The 18,936-nt window shown below is 70.9% G+C and carries 17 protein-coding genes; 7 read left to right on the plus strand and 10 right to left on the minus strand.

Annotation, left to right across the window (positions count from 1 at the left end; all coding sequences use genetic code 11):
* Nucleotides 1–18 precede the first annotated feature (18 nt).
* Nucleotides 19–1,020, plus strand: coding sequence for an acrylyl-CoA reductase (NADPH) (gene acuI, locus U5O44_RS11375; protein ID WP_322588594.1), 1,002 nt, complete (start codon nucleotides 19–21; stop codon nucleotides 1,018–1,020).
* A gap of 25 nt (nucleotides 1,021–1,045) precedes the next feature.
* Here acuI and U5O44_RS11380 read toward each other — a convergent pair whose 3' ends face one another.
* The 3 genes from U5O44_RS11380 to U5O44_RS11390 form a co-directional block, all read right to left on the minus strand.
* The gene (locus U5O44_RS11380) at nucleotides 1,046–1,708 is read right to left on the minus strand and encodes a transaldolase family protein (RefSeq protein WP_322588595.1); all 663 of its coding nucleotides are present in this window, start codon (nucleotides 1,706–1,708) and stop codon (nucleotides 1,046–1,048) included.
* Nucleotides 1,709–1,729: 21 nt separating this feature from the next.
* On the minus strand, nucleotides 1,730–2,674 hold the full coding sequence (locus U5O44_RS11385) for an ABC transporter permease (RefSeq protein WP_322588596.1): 945 nt from the start codon (nucleotides 2,672–2,674) through the stop codon (nucleotides 1,730–1,732).
* 112 nt (nucleotides 2,675–2,786) lie between these two features.
* Nucleotides 2,787–3,743, minus strand: a complete 957-nt coding sequence (locus U5O44_RS11390) for a sugar ABC transporter substrate-binding protein (RefSeq protein WP_322588597.1) — start codon at nucleotides 3,741–3,743, stop codon at nucleotides 2,787–2,789.
* Between the two features lie 206 nt (nucleotides 3,744–3,949).
* Here U5O44_RS11390 and U5O44_RS11395 point away from each other — a divergent pair, with 206 nt between their 5' ends.
* Together U5O44_RS11395 and U5O44_RS11400 are read left to right on the plus strand one after the other, a co-directional pair.
* Nucleotides 3,950–4,750: an ATP-binding cassette domain-containing protein gene (locus tag U5O44_RS11395; RefSeq protein ID WP_322588598.1), complete on the plus strand. Its 801-nt coding sequence runs from the start codon at nucleotides 3,950–3,952 to the stop codon at nucleotides 4,748–4,750.
* A gap of 11 nt (nucleotides 4,751–4,761) precedes the next feature.
* Nucleotides 4,762–5,988, plus strand: a complete 1,227-nt coding sequence (locus tag U5O44_RS11400) for an ROK family transcriptional regulator (protein ID WP_322588599.1) — start codon at nucleotides 4,762–4,764, stop codon at nucleotides 5,986–5,988.
* Here U5O44_RS11400 and U5O44_RS11405 read toward each other — a convergent pair.
* From U5O44_RS11405 to U5O44_RS11435, 7 genes are all read right to left on the minus strand, one after another.
* Complete coding sequence (locus U5O44_RS11405) at nucleotides 5,969–6,928, minus strand: pseudouridine synthase (protein ID WP_322588600.1); 960 nt, start codon at nucleotides 6,926–6,928, stop codon at nucleotides 5,969–5,971. The genes U5O44_RS11400 and U5O44_RS11405 overlap by 20 nt on opposite strands.
* Nucleotides 6,925–7,794 (minus strand): oxygen-dependent tRNA uridine(34) hydroxylase TrhO, encoded by an 870-nt coding sequence (gene trhO / locus U5O44_RS11410; protein WP_322588601.1) that lies wholly within the window; start codon nucleotides 7,792–7,794, stop codon nucleotides 6,925–6,927. The genes U5O44_RS11405 and trhO overlap by 4 nt, the downstream gene beginning before the upstream one ends.
* Nucleotides 7,791–8,867: an endonuclease/exonuclease/phosphatase family protein gene (locus U5O44_RS11415; RefSeq protein ID WP_322588602.1), complete on the minus strand. Its 1,077-nt coding sequence runs from the start codon at nucleotides 8,865–8,867 to the stop codon at nucleotides 7,791–7,793. Before U5O44_RS11415 ends, trhO begins: the two co-directional genes overlap by 4 nt.
* An 88-nt stretch (nucleotides 8,868–8,955) precedes the next feature.
* Nucleotides 8,956–9,915 carry a TAXI family TRAP transporter solute-binding subunit gene (locus U5O44_RS11420; protein ID WP_322588603.1) on the minus strand — a complete coding sequence of 320 codons (960 nt, stop codon included), beginning with the start codon at nucleotides 9,913–9,915 and terminating at the stop codon, nucleotides 8,956–8,958.
* Nucleotides 9,912–10,085 (minus strand): hypothetical protein, encoded by a 174-nt coding sequence (locus tag U5O44_RS11425; RefSeq protein ID WP_322588604.1) that lies wholly within the window; start codon nucleotides 10,083–10,085, stop codon nucleotides 9,912–9,914. Before U5O44_RS11425 ends, U5O44_RS11420 begins: the two co-directional genes overlap by 4 nt.
* Nucleotides 10,082–10,837, minus strand: a complete 756-nt coding sequence (locus U5O44_RS11430; RefSeq protein WP_322588605.1) for a hypothetical protein — start codon at nucleotides 10,835–10,837, stop codon at nucleotides 10,082–10,084. The genes U5O44_RS11425 and U5O44_RS11430 overlap by 4 nt, the downstream gene beginning before the upstream one ends.
* 129 nt (nucleotides 10,838–10,966) lie before the next feature.
* A complete protein-coding gene (locus tag U5O44_RS11435; RefSeq protein ID WP_322588606.1) occupies nucleotides 10,967–13,723 on the minus strand; it encodes a S8 family serine peptidase in 2,757 nt (918 codons plus the stop codon).
* Nucleotides 13,724–13,852: 129 nt separating this feature from the next.
* Between U5O44_RS11435 and U5O44_RS11440 the strand changes: the two genes are divergently transcribed.
* From U5O44_RS11440 to U5O44_RS11455, 4 genes are read left to right on the plus strand one after another with little or no spacing between them, the layout of a single operon-like run.
* Entirely contained in the window at nucleotides 13,853–15,100 is a 1,248-nt protein-coding gene (locus U5O44_RS11440) for a TAXI family TRAP transporter solute-binding subunit (protein WP_322588607.1), read from the plus strand.
* 15 nt (nucleotides 15,101–15,115) lie between these two features.
* Complete coding sequence (locus U5O44_RS11445; protein WP_322588608.1) at nucleotides 15,116–17,020, plus strand: sensor histidine kinase; 1,905 nt, start codon at nucleotides 15,116–15,118, stop codon at nucleotides 17,018–17,020.
* Complete coding sequence (locus U5O44_RS11450; protein ID WP_322588609.1) at nucleotides 16,995–17,963, plus strand: response regulator transcription factor; 969 nt, start codon at nucleotides 16,995–16,997, stop codon at nucleotides 17,961–17,963. The genes U5O44_RS11445 and U5O44_RS11450 overlap by 26 nt, the downstream gene beginning before the upstream one ends.
* Nucleotides 17,921–18,922 carry an AEC family transporter gene (locus U5O44_RS11455; RefSeq protein ID WP_322588610.1) on the plus strand — a complete coding sequence of 334 codons (1,002 nt, stop codon included), beginning with the start codon at nucleotides 17,921–17,923 and terminating at the stop codon, nucleotides 18,920–18,922. The genes U5O44_RS11450 and U5O44_RS11455 overlap by 43 nt, the downstream gene beginning before the upstream one ends.
* Nucleotides 18,923–18,936: the final 14 nt, after the last annotated feature.

The raw sequence follows: 18,936 nt of genomic DNA on the forward strand, positions 1-18,936 counted from the left end.
ACCACCCCGGAGACCGCCATGCCCTTCACCGCCCTGTACCTCACCAAGACCGACGGCGCCTTCGCGGCCCGTCTGCGCGACGACCTGACCGACGACGAGCTGGTCGCCCACACGGGCGATGCCAACGTCGTCATCCGTCTCGACCACTCGACGATCAACTACAAGGACGGTCTCGCGCTGACGAACCGCAGCCCGGTCGTGCGCCAGTGGCCGATGGTGCCGGGCATCGACGGCGCGGGCACGGTCGAGTTATCCACAAACCCGCGCTGGCAGGTCGGTGACCAGGTTATCCACAATGGATGGGGTGTCGGCGAGACCCACTGGGGCTGTCTGTCGCAGAAGGCGCGTCTGAGGGGCGACTGGCTGATCGCCCGCCCTGCAGGGTTATCCACAGCCCAGGCGATGGCCATCGGCACGGCCGGCTACACCGCGATGCTCTGCGTGATGGCGCTCGAAGACGCCGGATTGCGCCCTGAAAGCGGCGAGATCCTCGTCACGGGCGCCAGCGGCGGCGTGGGCAGCGTGGCCCTCGCGCTGCTCGCCAGCCTTGGCTACCGGGTCGTGGCGTCCACCGGAAAACTCGACGAAGCCGAGTACCTGCGCGCGCTCGGCGCTGCCGAGGTGATCGACCGGGCTGGGTTATCCACAGCCGGCAAGCCGCTGCAGAAGGAGCGCTGGGCCGGTGTCGTCGATTCGGTCGGCTCGCACACCCTCGCCAACGCGCTGGCGCAGACCCGCTACGGCGGCGCGGTCGCAGCCTGTGGATTGGCGCAAGGCATGGACTTGTCCACAAGCGTCGCGCCCTTCATCCTGCGCGGCGTGCGGCTGCTGGGCGTGGACTCGGTGATGTGCCCGACGGCGCGCCGGCAGCAGGCCTGGGCGCGGCTGGCGACGGATCTGGACCTCGCCAAGCTGGCGTCGATGACCCGCACGGTCGGGCTGGCCGAGGCGCCGGCGGTGGCTGTGGATATCTTGGCCGGGAAGGTCCGCGGGCGGGTGGTCGTGGACGTCAACGCCTGAAGCGCGCGCCCGCCTTCCTCCACCGTCAGCCGGCGGCGTCCGCCAGGAACCCGCGCTCCGCCGCGATCGTCGCCTCATGGTCCATCAGCTCGGCGAACAGCGCGGGCGGAATCGTGATGCTGCCGACGCCGAGGGCGAGCAGGTCGAGGTAGGCCTGCCGGCTGCGGATGCTGGCCACCAGCAGCCGCATCGGCGCGCCGCTGGCGGCCACCAGCGCCTGCATCCGGCCGATCAGCGCGAGGCCGTCCACGCCCGAGTCGTTGAGTCGGCCCAGGTAGGGCGCCGCGTAGGCCGCGCCGAGTTGGGCGGCAAAGTGCGCCTGCTCCAGCGCGTAGACCGCCGTGTAGGTCACCGGCACGCCGCGGGCGGTGAGGGCCGCGCCGGCGGTCAGCCCGGCGCGCGTGGCCGGGATCTTCACGACGAGCTGGCCCGCATCGAAGGGCCGCAGCAGCGTCTCGGCGTCGGCCAGCATGCCGTCCACATCGGACGAGCGGACCTGCGCCTGCACCTGCTGCGCGCCCAGCCGCAGCAGCGTCGTCAGCAGGCCGGGCAGGGCGTCCCAGGTGACACCCGCCCGCTTCAACAGCGTCGGGTTGGTTGTCACGCCATGCACCACCGGATGCGGCAGGCACTGGCGTAGCGCGGGCAGGTCGGCACTGTCAAGGTAAAGGTGGAATGGCTGGGTCACGGGAGTCCTCGCATGGCGCCATTATTTGCGCAGCAGCCGCTTGCGCCGGATCACGTCGATCCACACCGCGAGGATCACCACTGCGCCGATGGCCATCATCTGCTTGAACTGCGAGACCTCCAGCAGGTTCATGCCGTTGCGGATCATGCCGATCAGGATCGCGCCCAGCAGGCTGCCCCAGAGGCTGCCGCGTCCGCCGAACAGCGAGGTGCCGCCCAGAATCACGGCCGCGATCGCGTCCAGCTCGAACATCTGCGCCATCTTGCCGCTCGACGAGTCCATGCGGCCCATCAGCACGATCGCCGCCAGCGCGCACGACAGCCCCGACACCAGGTAGACGCCCAGCTTGTACCAGCGGATGTTGATGCCGACCTGGCGCGCGCCCATCTCGTTGGAGCCGATGGCGTAGACGTAGCGGCCGAGCTTGGTGCTTGACAGGATGAAGCCCATCAGCGCGTAGAACAGCACCATCACGATGATCGGCATCGGAATGCGGAACAGATCGCCGTTGCCGATGAAGGGGAAGGGCTCGGGCAGGCCCGCCATGTCGAAGCCGCCGGTCGATTCGAACGCCAGACCGCGCCACAGCGTCAGCCCACCCAATGTGACGATGAACGACGGAATGCCGACGAAGGCGACAAGATAGCCGTTGAAGAGACCAACGGCCGCGCCGATGCCGACCGCGGCCAGGATCGCCAGATACGGGTTGATGCCCAGCTTGACCATCATGTAGCCGGCCACCGCGCCCGCCAGGGCGGTCAGCGCGCCAACCGCCAGGTCGACCCCGCCGGTCAGGATCACGAAGGTCTGCCCCCCGGCCAGCAGCGCGATCACCGACGCCTGCACCAGGATGTTGCTCAGGTTGCGACCGCTCAGGAAATACGGCGAGGCGATCGACAGGAACACCCCCAGCACCAGCACGGCGACCAGGGCCCCGTACCACTCTTGTCGTGTGATGTAGCGCATGGCTCTTTGTCCGAGTTTCAGTCAGGTTTCAGGGCTTGGAAACAGCAACGGCCGGACCTCAGAGGCCCGGCCGTCGTGTCACGGATTCAGCCTGATCAGTCGAATCGACGGATCACTTCTTCTTCATGAACTGGCCGACGCCGGAGTCCTTGGCGAACTGGTCGACGTTGGACGGCAGGACCAGGAAGCTGCCGGTGTCGATGCGGGCATCGACCTTCTTGCCGTTGGCCGCAGCGATGGCGGTTTCCACGCCGACGGCGCCGATCTTGGCCAGCATCTGGGCGGCGTTGGCCTGCTGCCAGCCGTCCTTCATCATGTCCAGGCCGCCGGGCGAGCCGTCGAAGCCGGCGATCTTGATCGAGCCGGGCTTCAGGCCCGCCGACAGCATCGCGGCCTTGGCGCCGAGCGCGCCGCCGTCCCAGGCGCAGGCGATGACCTTGGCGCCCGGGTTGGTGCGCAGCGCGGCTTCGACGCCGTTCTGGGCCATGGTCTGGTCCCAGGTCGTCGGCACGTCGACCACCTTGACGCTCTTGCGCTTGGCGTTCAGGCCCTGCAGGAAGCCTTCACGGCGCTCGCGGCCGGTGGACTGGCCCTGGTCGCCGGTCACGTAGATGACGGTGTCGCCGTCCTTGATCTGGTCAGCCGCCCACGAACCTTGCACGTTCGCCGCCTTGATGTTGTCGGTGGCGACGTAGCTGGTGATCTTGGCGCCGGTGATGCCAGTGTCCACGGCGACGACGTGGATGCCGGCGGCCATGGCCTTGTTGATCGCCGGGGCAATGCCCGCGCTGTCGACCGGGGCGATGGCGATGGCGTTGACCTTGCGGGTGATCATGTCCTCCACGATCGCCAGCTGCTTGGACAGCTCGCCCTTTTCAGCGGCCAGCTCGATGAACTTGACCCCGGCCTTCTTCGCCGCATCCTTGGCGCCGCCGTTGATCAGCGTCCAGCCTTCGTTGGTGTTGCCGTTGGTGATGTAGGCGATGGTCTGCGCCTGTGCGGCCGACATCATCAGGCCCGCGGTGAACATGACTGCCGCCAGACGGCCCAGGGTGCGATGGAATGACATGGCTTGTCTCCAGGAATGGATGCTCGGAATCGATGGTGGGGTGTCCAGCAGGTCCGGCCCGGTGGCCGCGTCAGGGTCAACCTGCGGTGACGTGCATTGGATGCGCCTCCGCCCTGTAAGTAAACTTAGGTGATTTACTCATGCGCTGCCCTGGGCTCTGGGGCATCCTCGGTGCCATCTTCCCTGACTGTCAAGGACGTCCCGCCATGGCCCTTTCCACGAACACCCCGCGGCCCGTGCTGGAGATCAGCGGTCTGACCAAGCACTACGGCGGCGTGAAGGCGCTGACGGATGCGCAGTTCTCGCTGGCTCCGGGTGAACACGCCGCGATCGTGGGCGACAACGGCGCGGGCAAGAGCACCTTCGTGCGCCTCATCACCGGCGTGGAACAGCCCAACAGCGGCACCATCGCGCTCGACGGCCAGCCGGTCCGCTTCGATTCTCCGCTGGATGCCCGCGAGCAGGGCATCGAGACCGTCTACCAGACGCTCGCGCTGGCCGAAGACCTCGACGTGCCGGCCAACATCTTCCTGGGCCGCGAGATCACGCGGCTGTCGCTGGGGCCGCTGTCGATCCTGAACCACAAGGCGATGCGCGCCCAGTCGGTCGAGATGCTGTCCACCACCGGCGTGAAGATCCAGGACCTGAGCGAGAGCCTGCGCGGCATGTCGGGCGGGCAGCGCCAGTGCGTGGCCATTGCGCGGGCGGCGGGGTTTGCCAAGAAGCTCATCATCCTCGACGAGCCGACCGCCGCACTCGGCGTACAGGAAACGGCCCGTGTCGAGCAGATCATCAAGGGACTGAAGCAGCGCGCCATCCCGCTCATCATCATCAGCCACAACCTGCGCCAGGTCTTCGATCTCGTCGACCGCATCTGGGTCTTCCGCCAAGGGCGCATCATTGCGAACCTGGAGACGCGCCACACCCACCCCGAGCAGATCGTCGGCCTCATCACTGGGGCGATCGATCCGGCCCGGCTGGTGCGGGAGCCCGTTGCCACTCCCTGAACCCGATCCCGATGCACCAGATGACCACGCCCTTCGAAGCCGATGAACGGGCCGTTCGCGGCTCCAACCACACCGGCATGCGCCAGTTCAACGAGCGCATCGTGCTGCAGGCCATTCGCCTGCATGGCGCGATCCCGAAGGCCGACCTCGCCCGGCTGACGCAGCTCTCGTCGCAGACGGTCTCGGTCATCGTCAGCCGGCTGCTCGACGATGGGTTGCTCATCAAGCAGGAGCGCATCCGCGGCAAGATCGGCCAGCCCTCGGTGCCGCTGTCGCTCGACCCGGATGGCGCGATCAGCCTGGGCGTGCAGGTCGGCCGGCGCAGCCTCGAAGTGCTGGCCTGCGACTTCGTCGGCAAGGTGCGCTTCCGCCATGAATTCCACTACGCCTATCCCGATCCGGCGCAGGTGCTGCCCTGCATCCAGCAGGGGCTGGATGCGCTGCAGACCCAGCTCGGCCCGCTGTGGAGCCGTGTGGTGGGCCTGGGGCTGACGGCGCCGCTGTCGATGGACAAGTGGTCGAGCCTGCTCGGCTCGCAGGCCCACAACGCGCTGGCCGGCTGGCAGCACATGGACCTCAAGCAGGAGGTCGAGGCGCTGACCCACCTGCCGGTGAGCTTCGCCAAGGACACGACGGCCGCCTGCGTGGCCGAGCTGCTGCAGGGCCACGGCCAGAACGTGCGCAGCTTCCTCTATGTCTTCGTCGGTACCTTTGTCGGCGGCGGCCTCGTGCTGTCGGGCCACATCGACATCGGCCACCGCGGCAATGCGGGCGCCATCGGCTCCTTGCCGGTCGGTGTGGCGCGCGACGGTGCGGCACCGCAGCAGTTGCTCGAAGTCGCGTCCGGCTGGCAGCTCGAACAGGCCTTGCTCAGGGCGGGGCTGGATCCGCTGCTGGTGCAGCAGAACACGATCATGGACCACGCCTACGCGGTCTACACCGAGCCCTGGCTGGAGCAGGCCGGGCTGGCGCTGGCGATGACGGTGGCCAGCAGCGCGGCCATGCTGGACCTGGACGCCGTCGTCATCGACGGCTCGCTGGCGCGCCCGCTGATCGACGCACTGCTGCAGCGCACCCGCGAGCGGCTGGCCGCCTACAAGTTCGACGGCATGCACCAGCCCGCGCTGCTGGCCGGCCGCGTCGGCGCCCACGCCCGCGCGCTGGGCGGCTCGCTGCTGCCGCTGCACACGCAGTTCTTCCCGGACAAGGACATCTTCCTCAAGCCGTCGATGGCGTGATCCCAGGGTTATCCACAGGCAGCACGCGCCGACTCTCGAAGCGCCGCGCCGCCCCCGTCACCGGATCCATGAACGCGATCTCCCGCGCCAGCAGCCGCAGCGGCTCCGTGTAGTCCGGCTCGGCGCCGGGTGCCAGATCCGGCTGCAGCACGGGATAGATCCGGTCGCCGACGATCGGGATGCCCAGCGCGTTCAGGTGCACCCGCAGCTGGTGCTTCTGCCCCGTCTGCGGCGTCAGGCGGTAGCGGGCCAGCGGGCCGTGGCGCTCGATCAACGCGATGCGCGTCACGGCGTTCGGCTCGCCGTCCACCTCCTGCATCTGCATGAAGGCGTCCTCGCGCTCGGCCAGCCGGCTGCGGCGCTCCAGCGGCAGGGTTGTGGATAACTCGGCATTCCAAGGCGCCACCGCCTCGTACACCTTGTGGACAACCCGGTCGCGGAACATGGACTGGTAGGCATGCCGCGTCTCCGGTCGGATGGAGAACAGCACGACTCCAGCGGTTTCCCGGTCCAGCCGGTGCATCGGCACCAGCGTCTCGATCCCGGTCAGCCGCTTCAGCCGCACCAGCAGCGTCTCCTGCACATAGCGCCCCTTGGGCGTCATCGGCAGGAAATGCGGTTTGTCCACCGCCAGCAGCCAGTCGTCCTGGAACAGGATCTCCGCCTCGAACGGGATGCGCGGCTCGGGTGTGTCCAGCGTGCGCCAGTACCAGAGCGTGCTGTGGACAACGCAGGGGGCATCGGCTGCGAGAGGCTGACCCTGCGCATCGAGTACCTCGCCGCGCCCGAGCCGCGCGCGCCAGCCCGTTTCCGGAATTGCGGATAACCTGTGGACAAGAAATTCCAGAACCGTCTGCCAAGGCCCCGGCGTGACGGCCACGCGGCTGGCGCTCACGCCGTCGCGCATCGGCGGCGTCCAGGCGGGCCGGGCGCGGCTCATGCGCCGCTGGCCGTGTCGAGCCGGCGGGCGCGTGCGAGCCGCCAGGCTTCGTCGGGCTGCGCCGGGTCGTAGACCTGCTCGGCGGTGGTGGCGGTCTCGCGCAGTTGGGCGTCCAGCGCGATGCGGTTGTCGAACACGAAGCACTCGCCGCGCCAGAGGTCGTCGGGTTCCGGCGCGGTGGCGGTCTGCTGCAGGTAGTTCAGGATGCCGCCGTCGAGCTGGAACACCTCCAGCCCGAGTGCTTCGCGCATCCACACCCCCGTCTTCTCGCAGCGGATGCCGCCGGTGCAGTACATCGCCACACGTTGTCCACAGGTTTTCCACAGAGGTGCCTGTGTGCGCACCCAGTCGGCAAAGTCCCGAAAGTTGTCCACACCCGGATCAGCCGCGCCCCGGAAATGCCCGAGCCGCCACTCGAAGCGGTTGCGGTTGTCCAGCACCACCACGTCCTCGTCTGTGAGCAACGCGCGCCAGGCGGCGGGGCTGAGGTGGGTCGCGGCGCGCTGGGCGGGGGTTTCGTCGAGGCCGCTGATGGCGGGCAGGCCGAGGGCGACGATCTCCGGCTTGACGTGGACCTTCATGCGGGCGAACGGCGCGGTGATGCACAGGCTGCGCTTGAAGTGCAGGCCGGCGAAGGCTCCGCCGAACACCGGGGCGCCGGTCAGCGCCGCCTCGAAGGCGGTCACCGCGGCCGCCGGGCCGGCGACCACGCCGCTCAGGCCTTCGGTCGCGACGACGAGGCTGCCGAGCACGCCGGTGTCGCGGCTGCATGCCCGCAGCGCTTCGGCGGTGGCGGCGGGGTCGTCGAGCCGGGTGAAGCGGTAGAACGCGCTGTGGATAACTTCAGGCGCAGCGTGGTCGGTCATGGCTTGGCCGCCTGCGTGGGGATCACCAGATCGGCCACCACCGGCCGGTGCTCCGAGCCGCCGCGCCAGCCGACCCAGGCCTCGCGCACGCCGATCTCCGGGCTCACCAGGATGTGGTCGATGCGCAGGAAGCTCACGCCCGGCTTGAGCGAGTGGCCGTGCGTGAAGCCCCAGCCGATGCCGCCCAGCGAGAAGGCGTTGCGCAGACCGATGCCAAGCAAGGTCTGCACGACGGCCGAGTGCTCCGGTGCGTTCAGGTCACCGGCGACGATGGTGGGCCGGCGCAGCGGTGCCAGCGCCCCGGCGATGCGGTCGGCCTGCGTCATGCGGTCGGCGAAGTTGGTGTTCCAGTCGTCCAGACCGCCCAGGCGTTCTTCACGGGTGGCGTTCAGCCCCTCGCGCGGGGTCAGCAGGTGGGTGGTGACGAGATCGAGGGTGGTGCCGTCGATGTCCACGGTGCAGCGCACGTACTCGTGTTTCTCGCCACGGAAGGACATGTCTGCCGGTGCGCAGCCGCTGATCGGGAAGCGGCTGGCGACGGCGTACTCCCCGTAGGCGTAGAGCTTGTGCTTCGGCAGCACCTCGCGCATGCCGTAGGGCAGATCCCCGCGGCGCGATACCTCGCGGGCGTCCTGCATCACGAGGATGTCGGGCTGGTGCTGTTCGATCTCGTTGTTCAGCGGCACGAAGCCGCCGTGGCGGAACACTGCGCGGTAGGACTTGATGTTGTAGGTCATGAAGCGCACGGTGCGGGTGCCCGGAGCGTCCGGTGCCAGCTCGGTGCGACCCCGGCCGAGCGAGAGGTCGGTGACCACGGTGCCCATCAGCCCGAGCGCCAGCACCGCGACCAGCCGCCAGCCCCAGCCCAGCAGGAAGGACAGCCCGAGCGCGAGGCCCGCTGGCACCACATAGGCCAGGAAGGGCACATAGCGCAGCAGCTCGGCCCAGCCCGCGCGCGGCGGCCCGAATCGGTAGAGCAGGGCCAGCCCGACTGCACACAGCAGCGACAGGACGACCAGCAGACGGGCCAGCCACCGGATGGCGGGGGATGCAGCAGTGGGCGAGGAACTCAAGATGCGGGACTCCGGAACAGAGGAACGATTGTCGCTGTCGCCCGGTGCGCGCCACCGTGGTGGTTGGGCGCGGGGGCTGGCAGGTGGATCAGTTCTTCGCCGTTGTGGTTCCGCTGCTGCGCTCGAACACGGGCCAGTGCGGCACCGTGCCCGGCTCCACCTGTCCCCAGGCGCTGTGGCGGCCGACGGTGTCGCGCAGCGTGTCGATCTGCTGCGTCAGACAGCTGCGCAGCTTCAGCAGCGGGGCGGCGGCCGCGGCCGATCGCACGTCCCGCACCGCCAGCACCGCCTCGGTCGCCACCGTCGGCACGCCCTGCGCGCCCAGGTGGCTGTAGGTCAGCCGGGCCGGGCGGTAGACATGGCGCAGCCGCGACACCCAGGGCTCGGGCACCGACAGCAGCTTGATGCTCCGGTCCAGCCCCGCCATCCAGGCCAGCGGTGCGCCGCCCACCGCCAGCACCGCGTCGATCCGGCGCTGGCGCAGGGCCTGCATCGCGTCCTCGGGGCCCTTGAACTCGGTGATGCGGTAGTCCACTTCGGCCTGCAGCTGCACCAGCCGGGCCGTCACCACACCGCCGCCCCAGGCGCCCACGCGGCGCTGGCCCAGGTCGCCCAGCGTCTGCAGCACGACCTCGCGGCCCCCGAGTCCGCCCAGCTTGCCCCCCAGCCAGGCGCCTTCCACCAGCGGCGCGTTCAAGGCCAGCAGGTGGATCGGCTCCGGGTGCAGGGCCACGAGGGCGCGGATGCGGGCGAGGTCTTCGGTGGTGCGCCGTGCGTGCAGCACGTCGGTCTGCACGAAGGCCGCGGCCACCTCGTTGCGCAGCAGCCGGTCGATCGACTCGTTCGAGCCCGAGGCCGGCTGGTCGGTCAGGGCCAGTCCGGTGCCAGGGCCACAGACCTCGGCCAGATCCTTGAACATCGTCGCGTAGGTGCCCTGTGGCAGGCCGGTGGACACGGGCAATGGGGACGGGGCTGTCTGGGCGACGCCGCTGGTGCAGGCGGCGGCGAGCAGCCAGGCGGTGGCGACGGCCGTGGTGTCGGGGCTCATGGTGTTTCCTTGGTGTCGGATCCGAAGATCCGGAGGTGACCGAGCGGGATGGGGGCCACGTCCACGGCTGCGTGCGGGGCGCTGCGGTCGGCGGGCTGGCTCCACCACAGGGACAGACCGGTCAGCACGGCGATCAGCAGCAGCGAGACGATGAGGCGGTAGTACTTCATGGCTGGGTGCTCCGGGTCAGGATCTGGGGGGTTGCGGGTGCGGGTGTCTGGGGAAAGGGTGGCAGGGCGTGCAGGTCCGTCACCAGCGCGGTCTCCAGGCTGGCGAAGGCGCGGTTCATCTCCAGGCGCACGCTGTCGAGGGCGGTGCGCTCCATCAGCAGCGCCATCGGATCGCCCCGGGTGGCGTCGAGCGACTGGCTCAGGACGCGTTCGGCCTCGACCAGCGCCCACTCGGTGCGGGCGCGCTCCACCTCCTGCTCGAAGGCGGCGACCGATTCGGCCGCGGTGCGCAGCGCGCGCTTCTTCTGTTCCCGCAGCTGCTCGGCGCGCTGGGCGCGCTCGCGCCAGCGGGGCGCGGCGTCCGGGTGGCGCAGGGCGAAGGTGTTCGCCTGGTCGACGAAGGCGTCGATCTGCGCCAGGGCGCCCTGCAGCTGCACGCTGGCCTGGGTCAGGGCGGTGCGGCGGTCGAGCAGCAGGTTTTCCAGCGTCAGCAGCGGGTTGCCGCGGGCCTCGCCCTGCATCAGCCGCAGGCGCAGATGGGCCAGCTTCATCGCCAGCACGGGCGCCAGTTGCACGCCGGCCAGGCCCAGCGTGCCCGCCACCAGCAGCCCTGCCACCCCTTCCACCAGCAGGAAGGCCACCGGCGCCACCACCAGCGCGCAGCCCAGGCCCAGCCCCCAGGTCAGCGGCCGGGCGAGCCGGCTGGCGCGTTGCAGCGTGTGCCGAGGGTCGTGTGGTGCGGCGGCGTGCATGGTGGTCTCCTGGTGCGGGACGCGGGGATCGCGTCATGGGCATCAGGATGCGCGCCGAGGGGCGCGCCCTCCATATGGGGCCTCCCCTGTGGGACAGCGGGGCTTGGCCGGGGGTGTCCCGCCTGCGCTTCAGCGTCGTGTGGCCCGCGGAATGCCCTGGGCGGCAGCCGGACCGGCGCTGGCGATACTCTGGGGCGAGATGCCCGACAGCGGCGCCAGCTCGAAGTTCAGGTCGGTGCGGGCCCCGCTGAGCGTGAGGATGGGCGGATCGCCACCGCCCGACAGCAGCGGGTAGGCGCCGCAGGCCTCCCCGCGCTGGCAGATGAAGTCGTCGTTGTCCAGATCGCCGCCCGCCATCACCTGCAGGCGCGGACGGGACCAGCCCTCGAAGCGCCAGGTGTAGCGGCCGGCGTTCCAGACCGCCTGCACGTCGGTGACGGTCTCGCCCGTGTCCGGGTCGATCAGCAGCACGTAGACAGGCCCGAAATCCGCCGTGGTCGCCGCGCTGCCGCTGGCGGTCTTCACCACGGTGAGCTGCACGGTGAAGCTGCGGGCCGGGGCGAGCGTGACGGTGACCTGGGGATAGAACGTGCCGCTGCTGGGGAAACGGCTGCGGTCGACGCTCAGGGTCCAGGTGCCCAGGCCGGTGGCGGGGTCGGTGGCGGTGGGCTGCGCAGTGACGGACGGGTGGTCGCTGGTGACCGACAGCACCCGTTCGGCCGTGGTGCTGCTGGCCTGCAGCTCGACGGTGGCGGTGGTGCGGAAGCTGCCGAAGTCGAGGGCGCTCGGGGACGCCGTGACCACCCCGCCCGCCACAGGTGGTGCGGTGCCGACCGAGGCCAGCGCGGCGTCCACCGCCTTGCGGGCATTGACCAGGCCCCAGCCGAAGCGTGTGTCACGGCCGGCGGCGCCGAGGTCGTCGGTCAACGCGCCCTGGGCGAGCAGGCTGTCGATGGCGATAGGGCCCAGGCTGGGGTTGAGGTAGCGCATCAGCGCGACCACGCCGGCCACATGGGGCGCGGCCATCGAGGTGCCCTGCAGCGGGCCGAAGGAGGCCTGGCGGCGCCCGGCGGCGTCGAAGGTGGCCAGGGCGCTGTAGACACCGTCCGGCGCGCCACTGCCAGAGCTGGACTGGCCCATGTCACCGCCCGGAGCGGCCACGGCGATCTGGGGGCCGGTCTGCGAATAGCCGGTGAGCTGGCGCTGGGCATTGGTCGCCCCGACGGCGATGGCGCCTGCGCAGTTGGCGGGGGTGCCCACGGCCAGGTTGTTGCCGCCATTGCCTGCAGCCGCCACGACGACGACCCCGGCGGCCCGCACGCGGCCGATCGCGTCGAGGTAGGCGGCGTCGCAGCTGCGGTCACCGCCCAGGCTCAGGTTGATGACATCGGCCCGGCGGGCGGGCACCAGGCCGCTGCGGTTGGGCAGACCGGCAGCGTAGAGCATGGCCTGCACGACATCGAGCGACAGCGCCCCGCGCGGCAGGATCACCCGCAGCGGCAGGATCTGCGCCATCGGCGCGACGCCGGCGCCGCCGAGCGCGTCGAAGGTGGCGGCGGCGGCCGTGCCGGCGACATGGGTGCCGTGGAAGATGGGCTGGTCGGCGGGGGTCTGCAGGTTGTCGCCCGTGGCGGAGTCGAGATCCCCGGCGCTGTTGACGGAGGCGAAGGTGCGGCCGCTGGAGAAGAGCTGCGGAGCCAGGTCCGGGTGGTTCAGCACGACCCCGTCGTCGATCACCGCCACCAGCGGGCGCTGGGTCGGACGGCTGGACAGGGCGGTGATGCGGGCCATCGCGGCGGGCAGGTTGATCTGCTCGTAGTGCCAGCGCTGGTAGCTGTAGCCGCGGTCGTCGGGCGGGAAGTTGCCCCAGAGCGCCGTGGGCTGGTCCACCCAGTTGGGCTGGACGTAGGCGTAGGCGCCCGTGGCCTGCAGGCGCTTGGCGTACTTGAGGGCGAGCAGCGCGGCGGGCTCGGCGGTGTCTGCCGGTGCATCTGCCGGTGCGTCGGCGTTTGCCGTGCGGCCCAGGGCGCGGGTGCGCAGGGGCGCGGCCTGTCCCGCGAGCACGGCCAGTCCGCGGGCGCGGGCGGCGGTGCCAGCGGGCAGCTGCAGCAGGTGCGGGCCCGGGCGGTCTGCGCCGACGGCCTGCAGACCGGCGGCCTGCAGGCGGGTCTGGACGGCGGCGAGCGCCTGCGCCGTGGGCGCGCCGGCCCCGCTGCGGGACAGGGCCATCAAGGTGGCCGGGTCGAAGCGGGCGGCGGTGGTGCGCTCGGCGCAGGCGCCCGCGCTGCCGGGGGCGCCGATGCGCAGGTTGTAGATCGAGGCCCCGGTGTAGGCGTAGACGTTGACGAAGTAGGCGCCGCTGGTGGTGATCTGCACACACTCGAAGCGGCTGTCCGCGCCGACCGAGGCGCCGACGATGCGCTGGCCATCGGCGGACCACAGGTAGAGGTCGACGTCGCTTTGCGCCGGGTCGCTGGCGAACTCCAGCTCGACCACCTGCCCGGCAACGAGGTCGACGCGGAAGTAGTCGTCCGGGTCGCCGGGCGTGAAGTTGTTGCCTGCCGGGCCGGTTTCGGCCTGGTTGACGGTGCCGTTCAGCAGCACGGGTGTGCCCAGCGCCTGGGCGAGGCTGGGCCGGTCGTTGACGCGGTAGGGCGCCTGGTTGACGTCGTTCAGGTCGGAGTCGACGGCGGCGGTCGGCGCGATGGACAGCACGCCGGAGAGCGTGTAGCCCGTGCTGGGGACCGGCACGGGGTCCGGATCCGGCGCGGGGGTGTCGATCCCGCTGCCGCCACAGCCCAGCAGCGCCAGCGCAGCCGCGGTGCTCAGGGCGAGGTGGTGCCACCGGGGGAGGCCTGTCTGGCGGGTCGGCACGTCAGTGGGCATGTCGGTCGCTCCCTTGCAGTGGTCGTCGCTGTCAATCTGGTGCAGGATCGTACTTCTAGAATGTAGAGAATTTCACGAAATCCCATGCGCCGGTCTGGCCGCATGGCGGGTGGGACCGAGGGAGGCGCCATGGTGTGGGCTGGAGTCAACGAGCCGCTGCTGATCGCAGGGCTGGGGGCGGTGCTGATCGGTGCACTGCTGCCCTGGCTGACGTCGGGCATGAGCACCGACCGCTGGCTGCGCGCTGCGCTGGCGCTGGTCGGCGCGCTGGCCTGTGGCGTGGCGCTGCAGCCGCTGCTGCGGTCGAGCGCGCTGTCGTCGACCGTGTCGGGGGCCGCGGCTTCTGCCGTGACCGATGTGCCCGTCCCCCCGGCGGCGGCCGTGCTGACCTCGGCGGCCTGTGTCGACACGCTGTCGCGCCGCATGGGCGAGCTGACGGCAGCATCCCGGCTGGCCTCCATTGTCGAGGCGGGCACTCCCGAACCCGCCGACCCGATCGGCCTGGTCAGCGGCAGTGCCACCGGCACCTACCACGCCGTGGCGGAGGATCTGGTCGGTGTCGCGCGCCGACAGGGGGTGCCGCTGTTCAACCGCGAGACGCTGGGCAGTCTGGACAACCTGCGCAAGCTCGCCGATCCGAAGGAAAACGCTGCCCTGGGGTTTGCGCAGTCGGACATCCTGTCGGTGCTGGCGCGGGCGGCGGATCCGGCCGACCGCAAGGCTGCGACGCTGCTGCGCCTGGTGCTGCCGCTGTATGCGGAAGAGGTGCATGTGCTGGCGCGCACCGGGGTGCAGTCGCTCGCCGATCTGGCCGGGCGGCGGGTCGTGACCGCGGCCAGTTCCCAGGGCAGCCTGCACACCGCCGAGAACCTGCTGCGCGCAGCCGGCGTCACCCCGGGCCAGCTCGACAACCAGCAGACGGCCGCCGCCGCGCTGTGCAGCGTGCTGACCGGGCGCGCCGACGCGATGGTGATCGTGGCCGGCAAGCCCACGCCGCACCTGGCCAGCCTCGATGCCCTGCTATCCCATCCCGCCCGTCCGCTCGACCAGGTCCACCTGATGCCGCTGGCGCTGCCGACGGACAACGTGGGCTACGAGGCGGCGCGCATCGGGCCGAACGACTACGCCTGGGTGCGCGAGCCGGTGGACACGCTGGCGGTGCGGGCCTTGCTGATGGCCTTTGATTTCTCGCCGCGGCGCACCGACTACCAGCAGCGCCGCTGCGGGCAGTTGAAGCGGCTGGGCGCGCTGCTGCAGCGTGAGCTGCCCGCGCTCGCCCGTCCGCCGCACCATGCCAAATGGCGCGAGGTCGACCCGACACGTCCTGTGAGCGGCTGGCGTGTCGACGCCTGTTCCCGCATGCAGGCCCGGCACTGAGCAGGTCCGCCGATGGTGAGTCACCCCGACGTTCTGCCCGCCGCCCCGCGCACGCGCATCCGCTGGCTGCAGCGTCTGGCGGTGGCCTCGGCCTTGGCCGCGGTGGCCTTGCTGCTCGCGCTGGTCTGGGAGCTGCTGCCGGCCCGGCTGGACCCGAACCGCGCAGCACCCGCCGCGCCCGCGGCCGTGGCGTCGGCGGCCCCCGCACCGCGCGACACGGCCGCTGGCGACGCCTGTGCGCGGCGGCTGATCGAGGCCTGGCAGCGCCTGAGCCCGACCCAGCGCCGCAGCGACCTCGACCTCCAGCCCCTGAGCGCCGACGCGCTGCGCTGCAGCGCCAGCCAGCCCGGCCTCGTCGAAGCCCACCTGCTGCGGCTGGACGATGGCCGCCCCGAGCGCTACCTGCACGGCGAGACCGAGGACTTCGCCACCCCGGAGTACCTCGCCCAGGCCCGTGCCCGGCTCGCGCGGGGCGGGCCGGTCGATCTGCCGGCGCCGTCCGGACACTTCACCGACCGGCTGCACGCCGTGCCCGACAGCCAGCCTGCGCTGATGCTGGTGCAGCGGTATGCCGCGCTCCCCGTGGCCGTGGCAGGGGCGTCCGCGGCGGCGGTGCCACAGACCGTGCCCGCGGCGGTGCGGCAGGTGCAGGTGCTGCTGTCGGTGCTGGCGGTCGGGCTGGTGGGAATGGTCGGGGCGAGCCTGCGCTGGCTGAGCCGCTCGCAGCGCGACTACCAGCACACCCTGCGCGAGGAGATCACCGCCCGCCAGGGCACTGCGCTGGCCCTGCGCAGCGAGATCGCCTTCCGCGAGGACATCGAGGAGTCGATCGGCGTGGGCCTGCGCGTGGTGAACCGCACGGGCGAGATCACCTACGTCAACCGCGCCTTCTGCGAGACCTCGGGCTGGCCCCGCGAGGCGCTGATCGGCGTCGCCCCGCCCTATCCCTTCTGGCCCCAGGACCAGACCGACCGGCTCGATGAACACCTCCATGTCATCCTCGCCGGCCAGGCGCGCCCCGATGGCTACCGCGTGCCGTTCGCCCGTCCGGACGGCACGCGCTGGACTGCCCAGGTCAGCGCCCGTGCCCTGGGCAGCGGCGAGGGCTGGATCCTCGCCAGCACCGACGTCACCCGCGAGCTGGAGGACCAGCGCCGCCTCGAAGCGCTGAACGACGAGCTGCGCCGGCAGTCCTCGGTCTACCTGCTCGGCGAGCGCGCGGGCGAGCTGCTGCACAAGATCTCCAACCACTGCGGCGCCTGCCTGAACGCGCTCGACGGGGTGCAGAAACACCTGCAGGCCGGCCGCCATGAACACCTCGGCGAGGGTGTGCGCATCGCCGGCCGCGCGGCACAGCACATGCGTGACATCGTCGAGCGCTTCCGCCCCTGGCTGCGCGACGAGGCCGCTGCCGAGCCCGCCAGCCTGCGCGAGACCGTGGCCGACGCGCTGGCCCAGGAAAGCAGCTACGCCGCCGCGCAGAACGTGGTGATGCACAACGGCGTCTCGGCCGAACTGCCGCCGGTGACGCTGGACCGACTGGCGCTGTGCGAGGTGCTGAGCAACCTGCTGCGCAACGCCATCTGGGCGATGGAGGACACCCCCATCACCAACCGCCAGCTCAGCGTCGAGAGCTATGTGGACGAGGAGGCCGGCCAGGTGCAGATCCATGTCCGGGACCGCGGCCGCGGCGTGCCACCGGCGCTGCGCGAGAAGATCTTCGAGCGTGGCTACTCCACCCGCAGCGGCGGCAGTGGCTGGGGCCTGTACATCTGCCGCCACTGGATCGAGAAGCTTGGTGGCCAGCTGGTCGTCACCGACAACCTGCCGCGCGGCGCCGACTTCGTCATCACCCTGCCGCTCACCCCGCCCGCGCCACCGGAGGATCTTCCCGATGCACCCACCCGGCTTCCTGCCTGAGCCACCCCTGGTCCACGTCATCGACGACTACGACGAGTTCCGCGATGGCCTGCTCTACACCCTGCGTGCCGACGGCTTCGAGGCCCGCGGCTATGCCAGCGGTGAAGCGTTCCTGTCGACGCCGCTGTGGAACCGGCGCGGCGTGGTGACGCTGGACATCGACTTCGACCTCGCCCCGCCCGGTGCCATGAACGGGCTGCAGATCTTCAACCGCCTGCTGGCGCTGCGCTGCCCGATGCCGGTGGTGTTCCTGACCGGGCCGCACGGGGGCGATGTGCGCCTGGCGGTGCAGCAGGTCACGCGCCGGTCGGACGTCGACTTCTTCTCCAAGCAGGCCTCGCCCGACGAGCTGAAGGACACGCTGCGCCGCTTCCTCGACCGCGAGCCCGCGCTGCGCCAGGCCGCCGAGGAGGACCGCCGGCTGCTGCAGATCGTGCTGGACGGACTCACGCCGGCCGAGCGCGAAGTGATCAGCCGCGTGCTGCGTGGCCAGACCAACTACGGCATCGCGCGCGAGCTGAACAAGGAGGAGGGCGTCGTGGAGCTGCAGCGCGCCAGTGGCCTGAAGAAGCTGCTCGGCGACAGCCGCTCGCCGCAGCTGCTGGTCGAGACCCTGCGGCCCTTGCTGGACCGCTACCGTGCCGAGTCGCTCACCGCCCTCGCCGAGCACGAGCTGGTGCACCGCCTCGGCCTGCTCGATCCGCTGGCGCGCGATGTGCTGATGGCCGCGGTCGATGGCAGCAGCGACACGCAGATCGCCCGCGCCCACGGCTGGCTCGATGAAAGTGACCGCGAGCGCCGTCACCGCGCGGTGGTGCAGGGGCATCTCGACCGTGCGCTGGCACTGGTGCAGGCCGATGCGGTGCGCCAGGTACGCAAGTGGCTGGGATACTTCGGCCCATGCAGGCCATCTTCTCCGTCACCGTCCCCTTCTTCGCCCTGATCCTCATCGGCTACCTCGCGGCGCGGCGCGGGCTGCTGCCGCTGGCGTCGGTGCCGGGCATGAATGCGTTCGTGCTCTACATCGCCTTGCCCTGTCTGCTGTTCCGCTTCGGGGCCAACCTGCCGGTGCGCGAGCTGTTCGATCCGGTGGTGCTGGGTGTGTACCTGCTGTGCGCGCTGGCGGTGGTGGCGCTGACCGTGGCGGTGACCCGCCGCGCGGCGGGCAACCTGCGCGACACCGCGTTCGGTGCGCTGGTGGCCGCCTTCCCGAACACCGGTTTCATGGGCGTGCCGCTGCTGGTGGCGCTGCTCGGACCGGCGGCGGCTGGGCCGACGATCACGACCGTGCTGGCCGACCTGTTCATCACCAGTTCGCTGTGCATCGCGCTGGCGCAACTGCACCACGACGACCCGGCCGCCAGCCACGCCGGGGACGCCGCCGCGCTGCGGGCAGCGATCGGGCGGTCGATGCGTGCGGCGCTGGGCAATCCGCTGCCGTGGTCGATCGGGCTGGGCGCCGTGGCTTCGGTGACCGGGTTCACGCTGCCCGGGCCGCTGGCCAAGGTGGTGGCGATGCTCGCCGACGCAGCCAGTCCGGTGGCGCTGTTCACGATCGGGGCCGTGCTCTGGCGTTCCGGGCTGGACGCCCAGGGCCGCCCCGGCGCACCGATGCCGATCGGGCGTTATCTGCCGGTGGCGCTGATCAAGCTGGTGGTGCACCCGCTGCTGGTGTGGACGGCGGGCTCGGCGGCGCAGGCGGCGGGCCTGGCGCTCAGCGATTTCCAGCTGATGGTGCTGGTGCTGGCCGCCGCCTTGCCGAGCGCCAGCAATGTCTCGCTGCTGGCCGAACGCTATGGCGCCGACAACGGCCGGGTGGCGCGGATCATCCTGGCGTCCACCGTGCTGGCGTTCGGGAGTTTTGCGCTGCTGGCGTGGTGGTTCGGCGCTGCGCCGGGCTGAAGTCCGCCGAGGTC

It is taken from the genome of Sphaerotilus sp. (assembly GCF_034519685.1).
GTDB lineage: Bacteria > Pseudomonadota > Gammaproteobacteria > Burkholderiales > Burkholderiaceae_C > Sphaerotilus.